Raw genomic sequence first — 13,339 nt, forward strand, 5'->3', positions numbered from 1 at the left:
ACGCTCAGTGATGGTTCGGAGGCTGTATGTTAACTCGTCGTGCCCTGATCGCCGTGGCGGCGATCGCCGGGGGCGCGTTGCTGGCGGCGGCCACGTCGCCGGTCACCGCGCAACCGCAGACCGAGACTGTGCCGGAACGAGGGGTCTACACGGTGCTCGACGCGGAGGATGCGGCGGAGAGAACCACAGTGGCCGGGTCCGGGGTCGACGTGCTCGGAAGCCGCGACGGTGAGCTGACGGTCGTCGCCTCGCCGGCACAAGCCCGAAGCCTCCGAGCGGGCGGCTTCTCCCTTGAACAGGTCGGCGACTTCGACGCGATGCTGGCCGACCGCAGCGGTGGCCGGTCTGCCCAAGGCGTCGACGAGTTCCCCGCCGGTGACGAGAACTACCACACCTATGCGGAACTGACGGAGGAGTTGAAGGCCACCGAGCGCGATCACGCGGACCTGGCGACGCTGTCCAGCGTGGGCCGTTCACACGAGGACCGCGAGCTCCACCTGATCAAGATCAGCGACAACCCGGACATCGACGAGGACGAGCCCGAGGTGCTGTTCACCTGTAACCAGCATGCGCGGGAACACCTCACCACAGAGATGTGTCTGCACATCGTGCAGCGGTTCACCGATGGCTATGCCGAAGACGCGGCGATCAAGAAGTTGGTCGACACCAGGGAGATTCTGGTGGTCCCCACCGTCAACCCGGACGGAGCCGAGTACGACATCTCCGAAGGCCAGTACCAGGGCTGGCGGAAGAACCGGCAGAACGAGGGCACCGACCTCAACCGGAACTGGGGACACCAGTGGGGTTGCTGCGGCGGTTCGAGTGATCGGCCGAGCAGCGAGACCTATCGTGGGCCGTCAGCGTTCTCCGCACCTGAATCCAAGGCGTTGGCCGATTTCGTCGACTCCCGTGTGGTCGGTGAGAGCCAGCAGATCAAGGCGCATATCGACTTCCACACGTACTCCGAGTTGGTGCTGTGGCCTTATGGCTACACCGATGCGGACACCGGCCCCGGCATGACGAGTGCCGAGGCGCAGCGGTTTCAGGACGTCGGCAAGCAGCTGGCGCAGACCAACGGATACCAGCCGCAGCAGTCGAGCGACCTGTACATCACCGATGGTTCGGTGAACGACTGGATGTGGGCCGAGCACAAGATTCTCAGCTTCACGTTCGAGATGTATCCGAGCGACGGAATCGGACTCGACGGCTTCTACCCCCCGGACGAGGTGATCCCGCGCGAGACCGCGCGCAACGACGAGGCAGTGGACACGCTGTTGCGGGCGGCAGGCTGACTCGTCGGTGGCGACACGGCCGGGCGATCCCTGCACGCCCGGCCGTTGCCATCTGGCCGAAGGGTCCGAGCCCTGGCACAGTCGGTGCATGCAGCAGCGGCGTTCGGTGGCGCGCTTGATGGCCTTGGTGGTGGCGCTGGGGGCGCTCACCGTCGCGGTGTGGTGGGTGTGGCTGGGGCTGGACACCGAGCGTGAGTTCGATCAGGCGACGCAGACGACCAGTGGTCCGTACGAGGCGCCGCAGGTGATCGCGTGTGCACTGAGCCTGGTCGTGCTGGCGGTGGCGGCGAGCTGGCTGCTTCCGGTGGTGCCGGTCGTGGTGACCATGACCGTGGCGTTCGTAGGGGCGTGGTCGGTCAACGCGGCCACCAAGGACGGCAGCGGACTGTGGGTCGTGGGCGCGGCGCTGCTGACGGTGGGCATGGCGGCGGGCGCGACGGTGATCGCCATGGGCACGAAGGCACTGCGCCGCAAGTACAAGCGCTGATTCCGGGTCCCGGCCCGACGAACGAAACGGTCCACGTCATGAACCGAGCACACTTTGTCGGCGGCTACCGCGTCATCGGCGCGCTGTTGATCATCGCGGCGCTGGTGTACAACATCGCGGTCAAATGGGACGAACCCGCATTCCAGCTGACGAACTTCTTCAGCTTCTTCACGGTGCTGAGCAACCTGTTCGCGGCGGTGGTATTACTGCTGGCGGCCCGAGTTCCGGTCGAGTCGCAGATCGTCGAAGTGCTGCGCGGGGCGACAGTCGTCTACATGGTCACAACGGGCCTGGTCTACGCGGCGTTGCTGGCCGACGCGAACGTGCAAGCGGTGCCGTTCAGCAACTGGGTCCTGCACCGGATCATGCCGCTGGTGATCGCCCTCGACTGGTTGCTGGTGCCGCCCCGCAAAAGGCTCGCGCTGCGTCGGACGTCGCTGTGGCTGCTTTTCCCGCTGGTATATGTCACATACACGCTCGTCCGGGGCCTGTTCACCGACTGGTACCCGTACCCGTTTCTCAACCCGGACGAACCGGGCGGCTATGGGCAGGTGGCGGTGATGTCGCTGATGATCACGATGCTGTTCGTCGCGCTGACACTGGTGACCACCTGGTCCGCCAGACGTACGACAGTGGGCCCGGTGGACAACGACCGGTTGGACGCCGAAGCCATCTGAAAGTCCGATATAAACCGTTCAGCCCGGCCAGGCGCGAGGTTCAGACGGAGCCGGCGACATTGAAAAAGATCCACAGCGCTCCGACCACCAGGGCCGCGGCCCACACCCCCGTTATCACCCGGCTTCGAAAGCCCGCGGCAGCTGCACCGGCCGCGAACGGCAGGGCGAACAACACCAGCGCAGCGCTGGTCCAGAGCACTCCCTCGAGCGGCTCGGGTTCCGCACAACTGAGGAAGCACCCGGAGAACGACGCGACGGCGCCCACCACGAGCACGAACACCGGGAACGCCACGACCACAGCCGTCAGCAATCCGATCAGAATCCCCAGCAGTGGCCTGCGCTGTCCCCCGGTGTCCGGCACGGCCACCACCTCCCCCGGGTGAATCATCGCAGGTGCTGCTCCGCGACTCCGAACTCAGCGCCGATCAGCAGGTCGACCTGCTGATCGAAGCCCAAAGTGGTTAATCATCGCGCCGCACTGTTTCGGACGCGCGCACAGTGGAATACGGCCTGCCATGAGCGATTCGTCCGAGTTGGTCGTGACACTTGCCCGCGGCCGCCGTCACCGCTGTGGAGCAGCGCCTGGTCCTCGGGTGAACTCACCTCACCAGAAAATCGCCGAGCGCCCGCCCAGCAGGAGGGCGCGGCAGGGAGTGCCGCCACCGGCAGAAGAGCTGATGACACGTGTCGCCAACGGTGACGAGCAGGCCTTCGCTGCGCTCTACAACCACGGCGCCGGCCCGGTATTCGGCATGATCAGCCGGATCCTGGCCGACAGGCCGCATGCTGAGGAAGTCACCCAAGAGGTGTGGCTGCAGGTGTGGCAAACCGCTGCCCGATACGACGCGAGCAAGGCCTCGGTGATGTCGTGGATCATGACGTTGGCGCACCGCCGCGCGGTCGATCGGGTCCGTTCGGTCCAGTCCTCGCGGAACCGGGAGCGCAGCGCCCTGTTCGAGAGCGTGCTCAACCGCCCTTTCGATGAAGTCACGGAATCCGCGGAGGCCGCCGAGGAGTGCCGCCGGGTCCGCCGCTCCCTCTTCGCACTGACAGAGCTGCAGCGTCAAGCGTTGCTCATGGCCTACTACCAGGGCCATACGTATCAGGAGATCGGACAGGCGTTGCATGTCGCGCTGCCAACGATCAAGTCCCGCATCCGCGACGGGCTGATGCGACTTCGAGACTGCCTGGAAGTCACCCCGGATCGTTAGAACGACATTCTCGCCGTCAGAGGGCGCGAACTAGATCAACATCTAGCGATGAAACCCCGGTCAAACACTGTGGGCCTAACGTGTCAGCATACGAACCGCGAAGTGCTGGTTGAAGGCCCTGAAATCACGGTTTGCCCAGTCGGCACGCGGCGGGTCGCAGCGGCGGGAGGTGCGCTGCGGTGAGCACCGCGACATCCCCGGTCCGGCGGGACCGCGCGCTGTGGGTGCAGTGCGCCTGTACCGCGCTCGTCGCGCTGGGCGCGGCCTACGCCTCCTACCGACACGGACGAGAGTTCGCTATGCGATTCGGCGCGGACGAAGCCACGGCCGCCATCTGGCCGTTGATCGTGGACGGCATCTTGACCACGGCCACAGTCGAGCTATGGAAGACGACCAACCCCGGCCGCTCCGCTGGTGGCGGTCGGTGGGCTGCCTGGCTGGCCTTCGTGTTCGGCGTCTGCCTCTCGCTCTGCGCGAACGTGGCGGCGGCTCCCGAGTTGAGCGTGTTCGCCGTCGCGGTGGCAGCGTGCCCGCCGTTGGCGCTCCTGCTTGCGGTCGAACTGCTCAACCGCGCGCTGAAGCGGCACCGCGCCGAGACCGCGAACGACACCATCACCGAGAACGGCGAGACACCCGAGATCGGGTACGAGACGGGGCGGGTGGTGCGTCTCGCGGTCGTCCCGGAGCAGTCGCGACCGACGGCCGACCCCACGGCAGAGCAACGGATGTGGGCGTACTACGTGACCGAGCACTCCAAGGGACGCACGCCGACCGGCGCGGAGCTGGACCGGATCGCTGGGACAAACAACTACGGCCGAAAGGTACTGCAGCGGTGGCGGCAATCCAGGCTCCTTCCACCCGGCTGAGACCGCACCCCAGGGGGTGTGTCCCCGCCGAGGCCACACCTAGGCGAGTCCTTTGATGTACGCGACCCGGCCCGCGATCGCGGCCGTCAGGTTGCGTGTGGACACCTCTGTCATCGGTTCCTCGTAGATGCCGCCACCCTTGACTGTGCTAATAAGGCATGCAGCGTCATATAGGCGTTCGCGTACGAGGCGCTGGAAGAGGAGTTGATAACGGGTTGTGTAGGAGGAGTTGTCAAAGGCTGGGTCAGTTCGGTACAGCGACTTGCCCCGGTCGCGGACCGGCTCCGTTGAACCGGGAGCACGTTCGAACACGAGGGCGAAGCCAAGCCATGGCTTGATCGCCCCCACAAGCCCGGCCTCGTAGGCACGCCACAGGTCAACAGCGTTACCGATCGCTTCCTCGGTCCGGTTGTTGAAGTTGTTGCCGAACGAGCCGACCTGAGACTTGCACTCGATGGCTGCTACCAAGGTGTCTTTGTAGGTCACCACGATGTCCCAGTTCTTCGCGCGCCTGTAGTAGCCAGGAAGCGAGATGATGCCGGTCTGTCGCACGGTGGCGCCGAGGTCAGCAAGCGGAGCGAACTCGCGCGCGATCAACTCTTGCAGGGGGTTGAGATGCAGTCCACCGGTCACCGACCCGCGGGCACCAGCGTCGACCTTCCCCGTTTCGATCTGCTTCTGTGTCTGAAGATCACGGCCCGTCCAGAATGCCTTGACCGCTGCGTTGTAGTCCTCGTAGCTCGCCGTCACGTCGCGCTCTCCCTGCCTCCAGAAGGCGCCAGGTCGTATTGCTTCAGATCGATGCCGTAGGCAGCAGCTGCCGCCTGTGTCGCGGCGTTGGTGTCACGGGTCCGAAACGCGCGTCGTAGGGCGTCCTCGATGTCCGCATCGATCTCTTCGGGCTTGGGTACCCGGATGCGTTTGAGATACTGGGCTTGGAATCGAAGGGTGCCGCCCCGCATCCGCACGCAGTACGCCTCGATGAATGCTTGGGCGATCTGGGATAACAGGATGCCGCCGAGGACCTCCATGTCCCAGGTATCAGAGATGACGTAGTACAAGTTGTGGTGGGGGTAGTAGCCGCCCGTCTCTAGCACGGGGTGGATGGTCGTCTTCATGTCTTGGAGGAGCAGCTTCGACTTGCCGGTGAGGCTGGACTGCACCTTGTCGATCGTGCGGTACCAGGACCGGGGGTCCTTCTTTGCCACGAACCGCTCACGCAGACTCGGATGGTTAGACAAGTACGCCGCCATCTGGGGATAGTCGGCGAGCGATACGAGCGACCCGTCCTCGGCCCACGGATTGATCAGGTAGTTGCCCTGCCACTCGAACTTGCCGGACATGAGGTCGCGGCGCATTGCGAGCGGGAGAGCACGGTCTGATTCCACAACAGTCGGGTCCTGGATGACGTACACCTTGTCCGCTCCGGTCGCGACCCCAATGGAGACCTTCGTCTGGGTGTTCAGGTCATGTAGAGGACCGAAATGGTCATTGAGGTATTCGATCAGCGCCAGCCGCGCGGGGGAGCCAGTGGGCCACGATTCATCGCCGTCGAACCAGTGCGGAAGCCGATGAGCCGTCACCCCTTTGCCGACGAATTCCTCGAAACCGTCGTCCTGGGCAGCCTTCGCCAGCGCGTTCGCGCTGGCAGCCCCGAACTCACTGGTCGTGTCAGCAACGACGGCTGAGGCCTGAGCGTGGTTGCCGAGCACCGTAATCGCTGGGTACGCCGAGACCGACAGCTCGAACGCGTCGACGTCGTGCATCGTCCAGATGTGCTCAACGGCGTAGTTGTGAGCCACCAGTTTGCGCAGGTCAGACCCGTACTGGTTCCGCATCCACCGGTCGGCGCAGATGAAGCCGACCTTGCCATCGGGCTTCAACAGGCGAAGTGACCGTTCGATGAACCCGACGAAGATGTCACCACGGCCGCGCATCGTCAGCCACGTACTGCGGTACCGCGCTGCGAGGTCATCCGAGAGATCGTCATAACGGATGTATGGCGGATTACCGATCACCACGTCAGCGGCATTGTAGTCCACCTCGGGTAGCAGGAAGTCGGCGTGGTTGATCCACTCTGCAGCGAGCGCCGCTGCGGTCGACCCAGGTGCACCGGCTGTGATCAAGAGGTCACGACAGAGCGCACGAGAGATCTCCACGTGCTCGGCTTGGAGGTCGTACGCTCGGATCGCATCACCAAGCGAGGCGAGGTCGCGTTCGTAGGTGCGGGCGCTTGTAATGAGGCGCTCGACGACGGTTCCAAGGAATGCCCCGGAACCGCACGATGGTTCCACGAGGTGGAGTGAACCAAGATCACGGTCGGCGGTGTACCCGGTCAGATCGAGCAGTACCTCGACCACCCATCGACGGGTAAACACCTCGCCGTAGTTTTGGATGGCGGGGGTCGCTACAAGTGTCACGGGCACAGCTTAGGGACCAGCACTGTCGGTCCCTACGTAGACACGCCCCAAGACGTTCAAACGTGGTGGACCGGCAACGGATGTGGGCATGTTCGTAACCGAGCGGTCGAAGGTCCGCACGCCGACCGGCGCGGAGCTGGACCGGATCGCCGTAACCAACGGCCGGTTAGTCAGCGGGCCTGCCTATGACTCTGGCCCGCTGACTGACCTTGGCGCGAAGGTCCCGCCGCAACGGGGGTTTGCATTCGGCTGGAAACCTATGCGGCGTAAGCGATCGCGTCGAACTCGTGCTTCGCGACGCCATCCTGAAACGCGGCAACCTCGGCCTCGGTGAACGCCAGCTCGACGCCCGCCCAGCCGCTACGTCGGAAGAGGTGTATCCCGTCCTCGCGGCGCGTGATCTCCAGGCAGAGACCACCGGTCTCGCCCGCACGAGAGCCGACGAGGTAGGCGTCGAACTCCTCGGCGGTGAACACGAGCCGATGGTCATCGGCCGCGCCGAAGGTGGTCTTGTCGTCGCGCAGCTCGACCCAGCCGTTCCGGCGGGCAACACGCACGCATTGCTTTTCGGGGTCGCTGCGAGTCGCCTTGCGGAACTCGACTTCTGCGAAGGTGGGTCGAGTGGTCTTCATACTGCGATCTCCCTGGGGGTTGGGGTGTTTCATTCGGTGAACTCGCGCACGACCTTCTTCATGAACGTGCGGCTCTCATCGAAGCGAAGTGCGGCGTTGGTGAGACGCGCCCAGGCTGACTCGTAGGCGGATAACGCCTTCTTGTCGTCCAGGTAACGAATCTCGCCTTCGCCCTCGGTGTACGCGAGTTCGAGTGGCCCGGCCGCGCCGGGCGACGGGACGCGAAGCAAGGTGAACCGGTTGCCGATCGCCGAGCGGCGGCCAGGTGGCACGTCGTACGGCATCACCTGGATCATCACGTTGGGGCGGTTCGAGAGCGCGACCAGATGCTCGATCTGCTCGCGCATCACATCCTTCGGAGCCCACAGGCGTCGCAGGCACGATTCGCTCAAGACGAACAGGACGCTGGGTGGCTCGGTCCTGTCGAGGATGTCCTGCCGCGAGAGCCGAGCCTGCACCAAGTCCTCGATGGTCACGCCATCGGCCGTTGGGCGGTCGGCATGCATGGCTCGGGCGTATGCCTCGGTCTGCAACAGGCCGGGCACGACCTCGACCTCAGTCGAGCGCATCTGGTCTACGTGCTTCTCCAGGTCGACCAGCAACCGCAGGTCTTCTGCGTAGACCCTGTTGTGGCCCGTGGACCAGAACCCGCGCTTGTGGTTGTCGCGCCGGAGATCTCGCAGCGACTCCAGATAGCCCTCGTCTTTGAAGCCGAGCCCTTGCGCGAGGAGTACAAGGTCGCCGGGCGAGATGCTGCTACCGCCGCTGATCAGACTGGCGATCCGAGGTTGACTGGTCTCGATGAGCTTCGCGGCCTCGGCCTGCGAGACTCCTGCACTCTCGATCATGTGCGCGATCTCGCGCCCGAGCAGCAGCTTCTTCGCCGTGCGAACAGTTGGTGCCATTAATGCGCCTCTCTCGTGGGCTTGATGAGCGGCATTCCGAGCAGGGCGATTCCTCCTTCCATCACAGAGGGTATCGCCTAGCGCCACTCGATTGGACAGGTGCTCAAGGCTTGATAATAGAGCCGAGCTGTATCAGACTGCATATCTACCAGGCGAAAATGGCCCGGTTCAGGATGTGGAGACAGTAGCTTATAAGAGAGGCACCTATGCAGACACCCCCCGCCATCACGAATACGCCCCCGACCAGGAGAGATGTCGGTTGTACCGACGGCTTTAAGCGGCCGAAGAAGGTCACCACCTACCTCGGCGGCGACCGCGTTGTCCTCCTTGCGCCCCCGGCTGAGGCGGCGCTGATGACTCCCGAGGCCGCGCGAGAGCTTGCCGACCACCTGAACGAGCACGCCGACGACGTCGAGACCCGGCGGCGGGTCGTGCCCTTCGCACGCCGATGAGACCAGCCCGGCCGACCTGCGGATCCCCAGGCGGGGCGAGCCGGGCCCATGTGGCGGGCGGCGCGACGTCGAGTCTGACGGTTCCCGCAAATACCAGACTCCGCGCGCCGCTCGCCGCCCCTCAATCAGGACGAGGTGAACGATGACCATCGAGGCCGAGCGCCTGTTCGTCACGTGGTTCCGCAGCGGAACCGACGGCCAGGACCACGCCATCACCGATGAGGCGAACGCGCTGGCGCACGAGCGCTGCGAGGACGCCGAGGCCGTCTGCGGGCACGTCGTGACCCCGGTGTCGCTGACCTTCCCTCCTGGACCGCGCTGTCCCGCGTGCGTGCGGTTCGTCCGCGCTCGCGAGACGCTGCGCGACTTCGATCTGTGGATGGACAGCTCACCCCGCCGTAGCCGCAAGCCGTCCTTCCTACGGCGGCTGTTCGCAAAGCCCCCTGTCCGATCCGTTGCCGCCGAGGCAATCCCCCGAGCGGATCGGCCAGGGCCAGACCACGGCGGCCCCGTTGAGACCCCGACCTCCGACGGGGCCGCCGTGCACCACCCCCCAAGGAATGATCATGGTCACGCCGCCCACCAGCGAAGAAGCCCCGCACATCGCCGCCCTGCGTCGGGCGGTTGAACTCGGGTTCCAGTTCAAGCCGCTCGCGTTCAAGCCCGAGGACGGTGGAGTACCGGCGGCGCTCTACGCCGAACGCTGGTCGCGTGACGGGGTGGTCGAGACCATCACCATGCAGGGGATGACGGAGGCCATCGCCGCGCGCATCCGCGTCGAGGACTACCCGCACGGCGATCCGATCTGGCAGCTCGCGGGCACGGTTGCCGAGGTCATCGCCGAACTGCTCGCCCTACCTGCGCACGATTCCCCCGGTGCGCCGACCCTCGCCCGTCGGGCGTCCAGCTCCCTATGGCTACCTGGCGACTCGTGACGCCGCAGTGGCCGTCGACCGAATGGCCCGGCTCCGAGTGGCCCGGCTACTTCACGCGGACGCTGCTGCACCACGTGGAGGCCAACAACTCCGAACGACTGTCGCCCGTTCTCGGCATCGCTGACTGCGGTGCCGTCTGCATCCGCCCGCGCAAGGGCGGCGACTACTCGTGGTGCTCACCCTGCCCGAAATGTTTCCCCCAACGCTGAGTAGGCAGATCGGCCCCGCAGGACCACTCGGCTAGTCCAGTGACGCCGTGATCCATCGCCGATACGTTCGATTGGTCAGGGAAAATCGCAGATCAGGAGGAGTGAAGCCGATGAAGCACGACTACCGGATCGAGGGTCACGTGAACGGGCGGCACGTGCTCGGGCGCGGCTCGGGAGAGATCGACCCATCGACCGGCGTCAGCGAGATGGACGTGCGCTTCGAGCGGATGGCCGACGGGTGGGACCCGCGCACGATCGTGCTGATGTGTTGCGACCGTGCGCTGATCATGGCTGCTCAGGAGACGATGGGAACGGTCGGCATGTACCGGGCCTCCGGCGGGGTGCTGTCGATCGGCGGACATCTGCCGGGCAACTCGCGCGACAGCGTGATGCGCACCGCCGACGGTGAGCTGATGGCGCACGTGCAGGCCACCTCGATGACCGACTTCCGCGCAGAGGAGGCGTTCGACCACTCGCGCATCGAGGGCGGGTTCTCCCACCTGCAGCGCGGGATCAACGGGATCAAGCACATCCCGGCGTTCGACGGCGTGATGATGCAGGCCGGACCGAACCTCGTGGTCGTCACGACCCGATTCAGTGCTGAACTGGAGGACGGCAGCACCATCTACGGCTCGACCAACTACCCGCACTACCTGCCAGAGCAGGCGGTCGAGATCCCGTACTACCAGCTCCTGCGGGTGGAGTCGGTGGAGCAGGAGTTGGACGGCAACCACCTGTACTCCAAGGTCACCACGCGAGTGCTGCCGCTGACGCCGCCCGGCGACGACACGGTGAGCGCGACGGTCGAGCGCCTGACGACGCTGGCCTGACCTCGACACGGAGCGGCGGCTACCTCACCACGGGTAGCCGCCGCTCCACGTCGTTTAACCGTTAGCCTTGGCCTCACCACTATCACGACCAACGCCCCGTAACTGGAGAGGCCCGATGTCCCGTCGTTACATCACGACCGCCATTCCGTACGTGAACTCCAAGCCGCACCTCGGCTTCGCGATGGAAATGGTGCAGACGGACGTCATGGCCCGTCACTGGCGGCACCGTGGACACGAAGTTCGCTTCCTGTCCGGCACCGACGACAACTCGCTGAAGAACGCCATCGCGGCCGAGGCCGAGGGTGTGCCGACCAGTGAGTTGGTGGACCGCAACGCCGCCGCGTTCTACGGGCTGCGCGACCCGCTCCAGATCAGCTTCGATGACTTCATCCGGACCAGCGCCGACCCGCGCCACAAGGTCGGCGTCGATCGGCTCTGGAAGGCCACCGACGCCTCCGCCGATCTGTACCGCAAGGACTTTGAGGGCCTGTACTGCGTCGGTTGCGAGCAGTTCTACAACGAAAGCGAACTGGTGGACGGGCTCTGCCCCGAGCACCTGACCGCGCCCGAACTGGTCAGCGAGGAGAACTGGTTCTTCAAGCTCTCCAAGTACGAGGACCGGCTGCGGGAGCTGATCGAATCCGGCGAGCTGCGCATCGAACCGGAGAGCCGCCGCAACGAAGTCCTCGGCTTCATCAAGACCGGCCTCCAGGATTTCTCGATCTCGCGCTCGACCGAGCGGGCGCGCGGCTGGGGTATTGAAGTCCCCGGCGACCCGTCCCAGGTGATCTACGTCTGGTGGGACGCGCTGGGTAACTACATCACCGCCCTGGATTACGGCACCGACGGCGAGAACTACCGCCACTGGTGGATCAACTCCGACGAGCGCACGCACGTGATCGGGAAGGGCATCGTCCGCTTCCACGCGGTCTACTGGCCCGCCATGCTGCTCTCGGCCGGGCAGCCGCTCCCGACGACGATCTTCGTGCACGACTATCTGACGGTCGAGGGCAAGAAACTCGGCAAGAGCCTCGGCAACGCGATCGATCCCGTGGCCATCGTCAACGACTACGGGGCCGACGCTCTGCGCTGGTGGCTGGTCCGCGAGGTGCCGCGCGTCGGCGACGCCAACTACACCACTGAGCGACTCATCGGCCGCTACCACGAAGACCTCGCCAACGGGCTGGGCAACCTGGTCAACCGGGCAGTCAGCATGGTCCACAAGTACCGGGGCGGCACCGTCCCGGCGCTAGCGGACCCGCTGCCCGAGCTGCCGCTGACCAAGCTCATCGACGCGGCCCCGGCGGCGGTGGACGCCGCGATGGACCGCTTCGACTTCCGGGCGGCCACGGCTGCGGTATGGCAGATCGTGGAGGAGGCCAACCGCTACGTCGTGGAAGTCGAGCCCTGGAACCTGGCGAAGGCCGAGAAGAAGGGCGACGCCGACGCGGGCCAACGACTCAGCGACGTGTTGGCGCTGCTCGTGCACGCCTGCCGCGCAGTCGCCGAGGAACTGCCCCCATTCCTCCCGGAAGCCGCCCGCCGGGTGGCCGCCCAGCTTGGCTCCGGGACCGATCAGCTCGACAAGCCGCAACCGCTGTTCCCCCGGATCGAGGTCCAGACAAACACCGCAACGGCATGACCTCGCATGCCCCACACCTTCCACGCCGGGGACTCTTAACGGCGACACCGAGATTCACCCGATTGGTGTATTGATATCGGGAATAAACGCAGGCATTCTGGATAGTCCTGGGTTGTGACGTCGAGTTGCCCGCCAGCTGACCGGAAGGAGAGTAGCGCGGGTGGCGGTGGTGTCGCAGCGTGGGCGTCACCCTGGTTGACCGGCCGGACGACCCTCCTCGGATGGGGGCGTTTGGAGTTGAGGTCCCGGTGGCGCGCAGCGTCCCGGCCGTGTCCAGCGCACGCGGCACCCCTGATGGGGTGTCTTGATGGTAATGAGGGTTCATGTACCGGCTATCTAGAGCCGGACCCCTTGAGCATCCGCGACAGTGCCCGAGACCGAAGGCTTCCGCGCTGCTGATTTTCTCGCCGTCCGGCGTTCTGACAATCCCTCGTGTACGCACCCGCTGGGTGCGCGCCTGATCGTCGTACGCCGCGCCCGGCAAGCCCCCTATTCCCTGTGCTGCGCATCCATGGCGGTGCCGTGTCTCCAAACGGGCTCAACGGTCTCTTGCCTCACGCGGCGGGCTGTTGGGGCGCTGTCCGGGTGAAGATGGCGTGCTTGGTGTCGAAAAACGGCGTTGTTTCCGGCTTCTTGGGGTGAGGCCGGTCTGCAAAAACCGGCGGGTAACCGCGCTTTAGAACAGTGAAGGGAGGGATGCCGCTGGCCTGACCGGGAGGCGTGAGCATCGCGAGTGCTGAGAACAACTGAACAGGAGATGTCTGTGGTCTCGCCTATACGG

Annotated in this window: 16 protein-coding genes; 10 read left to right on the plus strand and 6 right to left on the minus strand. The window is 65.3% G+C overall.

Annotated features, from left to right (window positions below; all coding sequences use genetic code 11):
* Window positions 1–26 precede the first annotated feature (26 nt).
* The 3 genes from D0C15_RS09290 (at window position 27) to D0C15_RS09300 (ending at window position 2,456) form a co-directional block, all read left to right on the plus strand.
* Window positions 27–1,292, plus strand: a complete 1,266-nt coding sequence (locus D0C15_RS09290) for a M14 family metallopeptidase (RefSeq protein ID WP_116042924.1) — start codon at window positions 27–29, stop codon at window positions 1,290–1,292.
* A gap of 88 nt (window positions 1,293–1,380) precedes the next feature.
* A complete protein-coding gene (locus tag D0C15_RS09295) occupies window positions 1,381–1,779 on the plus strand; it encodes a hypothetical protein (RefSeq protein WP_116042926.1) in 399 nt (132 codons plus the stop codon).
* Between the two features lie 38 nt (window positions 1,780–1,817).
* Entirely contained in the window at window positions 1,818–2,456 is a 639-nt protein-coding gene (locus tag D0C15_RS09300; protein WP_116042929.1) for a Pr6Pr family membrane protein, read from the plus strand.
* 40 nt (window positions 2,457–2,496) lie between these two features.
* Here D0C15_RS09300 and D0C15_RS09305 read toward each other — a convergent pair whose 3' ends face one another.
* Entirely contained in the window at window positions 2,497–2,844 is a 348-nt protein-coding gene (locus D0C15_RS09305) for a hypothetical protein (protein ID WP_116042932.1), read from the minus strand.
* Between the two features lie 265 nt (window positions 2,845–3,109).
* Between D0C15_RS09305 and sigK the strand changes: the two genes are divergently transcribed.
* Both sigK and D0C15_RS09315 read left to right on the plus strand, forming a co-directional pair.
* On the plus strand, window positions 3,110–3,667 hold the full coding sequence (sigK, locus tag D0C15_RS09310) for an ECF RNA polymerase sigma factor SigK (protein ID WP_342768563.1): 558 nt from the start codon (window positions 3,110–3,112) through the stop codon (window positions 3,665–3,667).
* Between the two features lie 179 nt (window positions 3,668–3,846).
* Window positions 3,847–4,533: a DUF2637 domain-containing protein gene (locus D0C15_RS09315; RefSeq protein ID WP_116042937.1), complete on the plus strand. Its 687-nt coding sequence runs from the start codon at window positions 3,847–3,849 to the stop codon at window positions 4,531–4,533.
* A gap of 39 nt (window positions 4,534–4,572) precedes the next feature.
* Here the strand turns inward: D0C15_RS09315 and D0C15_RS09320 are convergent, their stop codons facing one another.
* The 4 genes from D0C15_RS09320 to D0C15_RS09340 all read right to left on the minus strand — a co-directional run bounded on the left by D0C15_RS09320 (window position 4,573) and on the right by D0C15_RS09340 (window position 8,490).
* Window positions 4,573–5,283: a PaeR7I family type II restriction endonuclease gene (locus tag D0C15_RS09320; RefSeq protein ID WP_162829969.1), complete on the minus strand. Its 711-nt coding sequence runs from the start codon at window positions 5,281–5,283 to the stop codon at window positions 4,573–4,575.
* The gene (locus tag D0C15_RS09325) at window positions 5,280–6,953 is read right to left on the minus strand and encodes an Eco57I restriction-modification methylase domain-containing protein (protein WP_211323133.1); all 1,674 of its coding nucleotides are present in this window, start codon (window positions 6,951–6,953) and stop codon (window positions 5,280–5,282) included. Before D0C15_RS09325 ends, D0C15_RS09320 begins: the two co-directional genes overlap by 4 nt.
* A gap of 257 nt (window positions 6,954–7,210) precedes the next feature.
* Window positions 7,211–7,585 carry a DUF397 domain-containing protein gene (locus D0C15_RS09335; RefSeq protein ID WP_245975666.1) on the minus strand — a complete coding sequence of 125 codons (375 nt, stop codon included), beginning with the start codon at window positions 7,583–7,585 and terminating at the stop codon, window positions 7,211–7,213.
* Between the two features lie 29 nt (window positions 7,586–7,614).
* Window positions 7,615–8,490 (minus strand): Scr1 family TA system antitoxin-like transcriptional regulator, encoded by an 876-nt coding sequence (locus D0C15_RS09340; RefSeq protein WP_116042949.1) that lies wholly within the window; start codon window positions 8,488–8,490, stop codon window positions 7,615–7,617.
* A gap of 206 nt (window positions 8,491–8,696) precedes the next feature.
* On the opposite strand from D0C15_RS09340, the gene D0C15_RS09345 reads away from it, so the two are divergent.
* Window positions 8,697–8,942: a hypothetical protein gene (locus D0C15_RS09345; RefSeq protein ID WP_116042951.1), complete on the plus strand. Its 246-nt coding sequence runs from the start codon at window positions 8,697–8,699 to the stop codon at window positions 8,940–8,942.
* A 121-nt stretch (window positions 8,943–9,063) separates the two neighbouring features.
* On the opposite strand, the gene D0C15_RS34015 is transcribed toward D0C15_RS09345, so the two are convergent.
* A complete protein-coding gene (locus D0C15_RS34015; protein WP_162829970.1) occupies window positions 9,064–9,219 on the minus strand; it encodes a hypothetical protein in 156 nt (51 codons plus the stop codon).
* Window positions 9,220–9,508: 289 nt separating this feature from the next.
* Between D0C15_RS34015 and D0C15_RS09350 the strand changes: the two genes are divergently transcribed.
* The 4 genes from D0C15_RS09350 to metG all read left to right on the plus strand — a co-directional run bounded on the left by D0C15_RS09350 (window position 9,509) and on the right by metG (window position 12,558).
* Window positions 9,509–9,877: a hypothetical protein gene (locus D0C15_RS09350; RefSeq protein WP_116042953.1), complete on the plus strand. Its 369-nt coding sequence runs from the start codon at window positions 9,509–9,511 to the stop codon at window positions 9,875–9,877.
* Entirely contained in the window at window positions 9,874–10,086 is a 213-nt protein-coding gene (locus D0C15_RS09355; RefSeq protein WP_116042956.1) for a hypothetical protein, read from the plus strand. The genes D0C15_RS09350 and D0C15_RS09355 overlap by 4 nt, the downstream gene beginning before the upstream one ends.
* 110 nt (window positions 10,087–10,196) lie before the next feature.
* Window positions 10,197–10,916 (plus strand): hypothetical protein, encoded by a 720-nt coding sequence (locus tag D0C15_RS09360; RefSeq protein ID WP_116042958.1) that lies wholly within the window; start codon window positions 10,197–10,199, stop codon window positions 10,914–10,916.
* Window positions 10,917–11,031: 115 nt separating this feature from the next.
* Window positions 11,032–12,558, plus strand: coding sequence for a methionine--tRNA ligase (metG, locus tag D0C15_RS09365; RefSeq protein ID WP_116042961.1), 1,527 nt, complete (start codon window positions 11,032–11,034; stop codon window positions 12,556–12,558).
* The last annotated feature ends 781 nt before the right edge of the window (window positions 12,559–13,339 follow it).

Source organism: Amycolatopsis palatopharyngis, from assembly GCF_003385185.1.
Classification (GTDB): domain Bacteria; phylum Actinomycetota; class Actinomycetes; order Mycobacteriales; family Pseudonocardiaceae; genus Amycolatopsis; species Amycolatopsis palatopharyngis.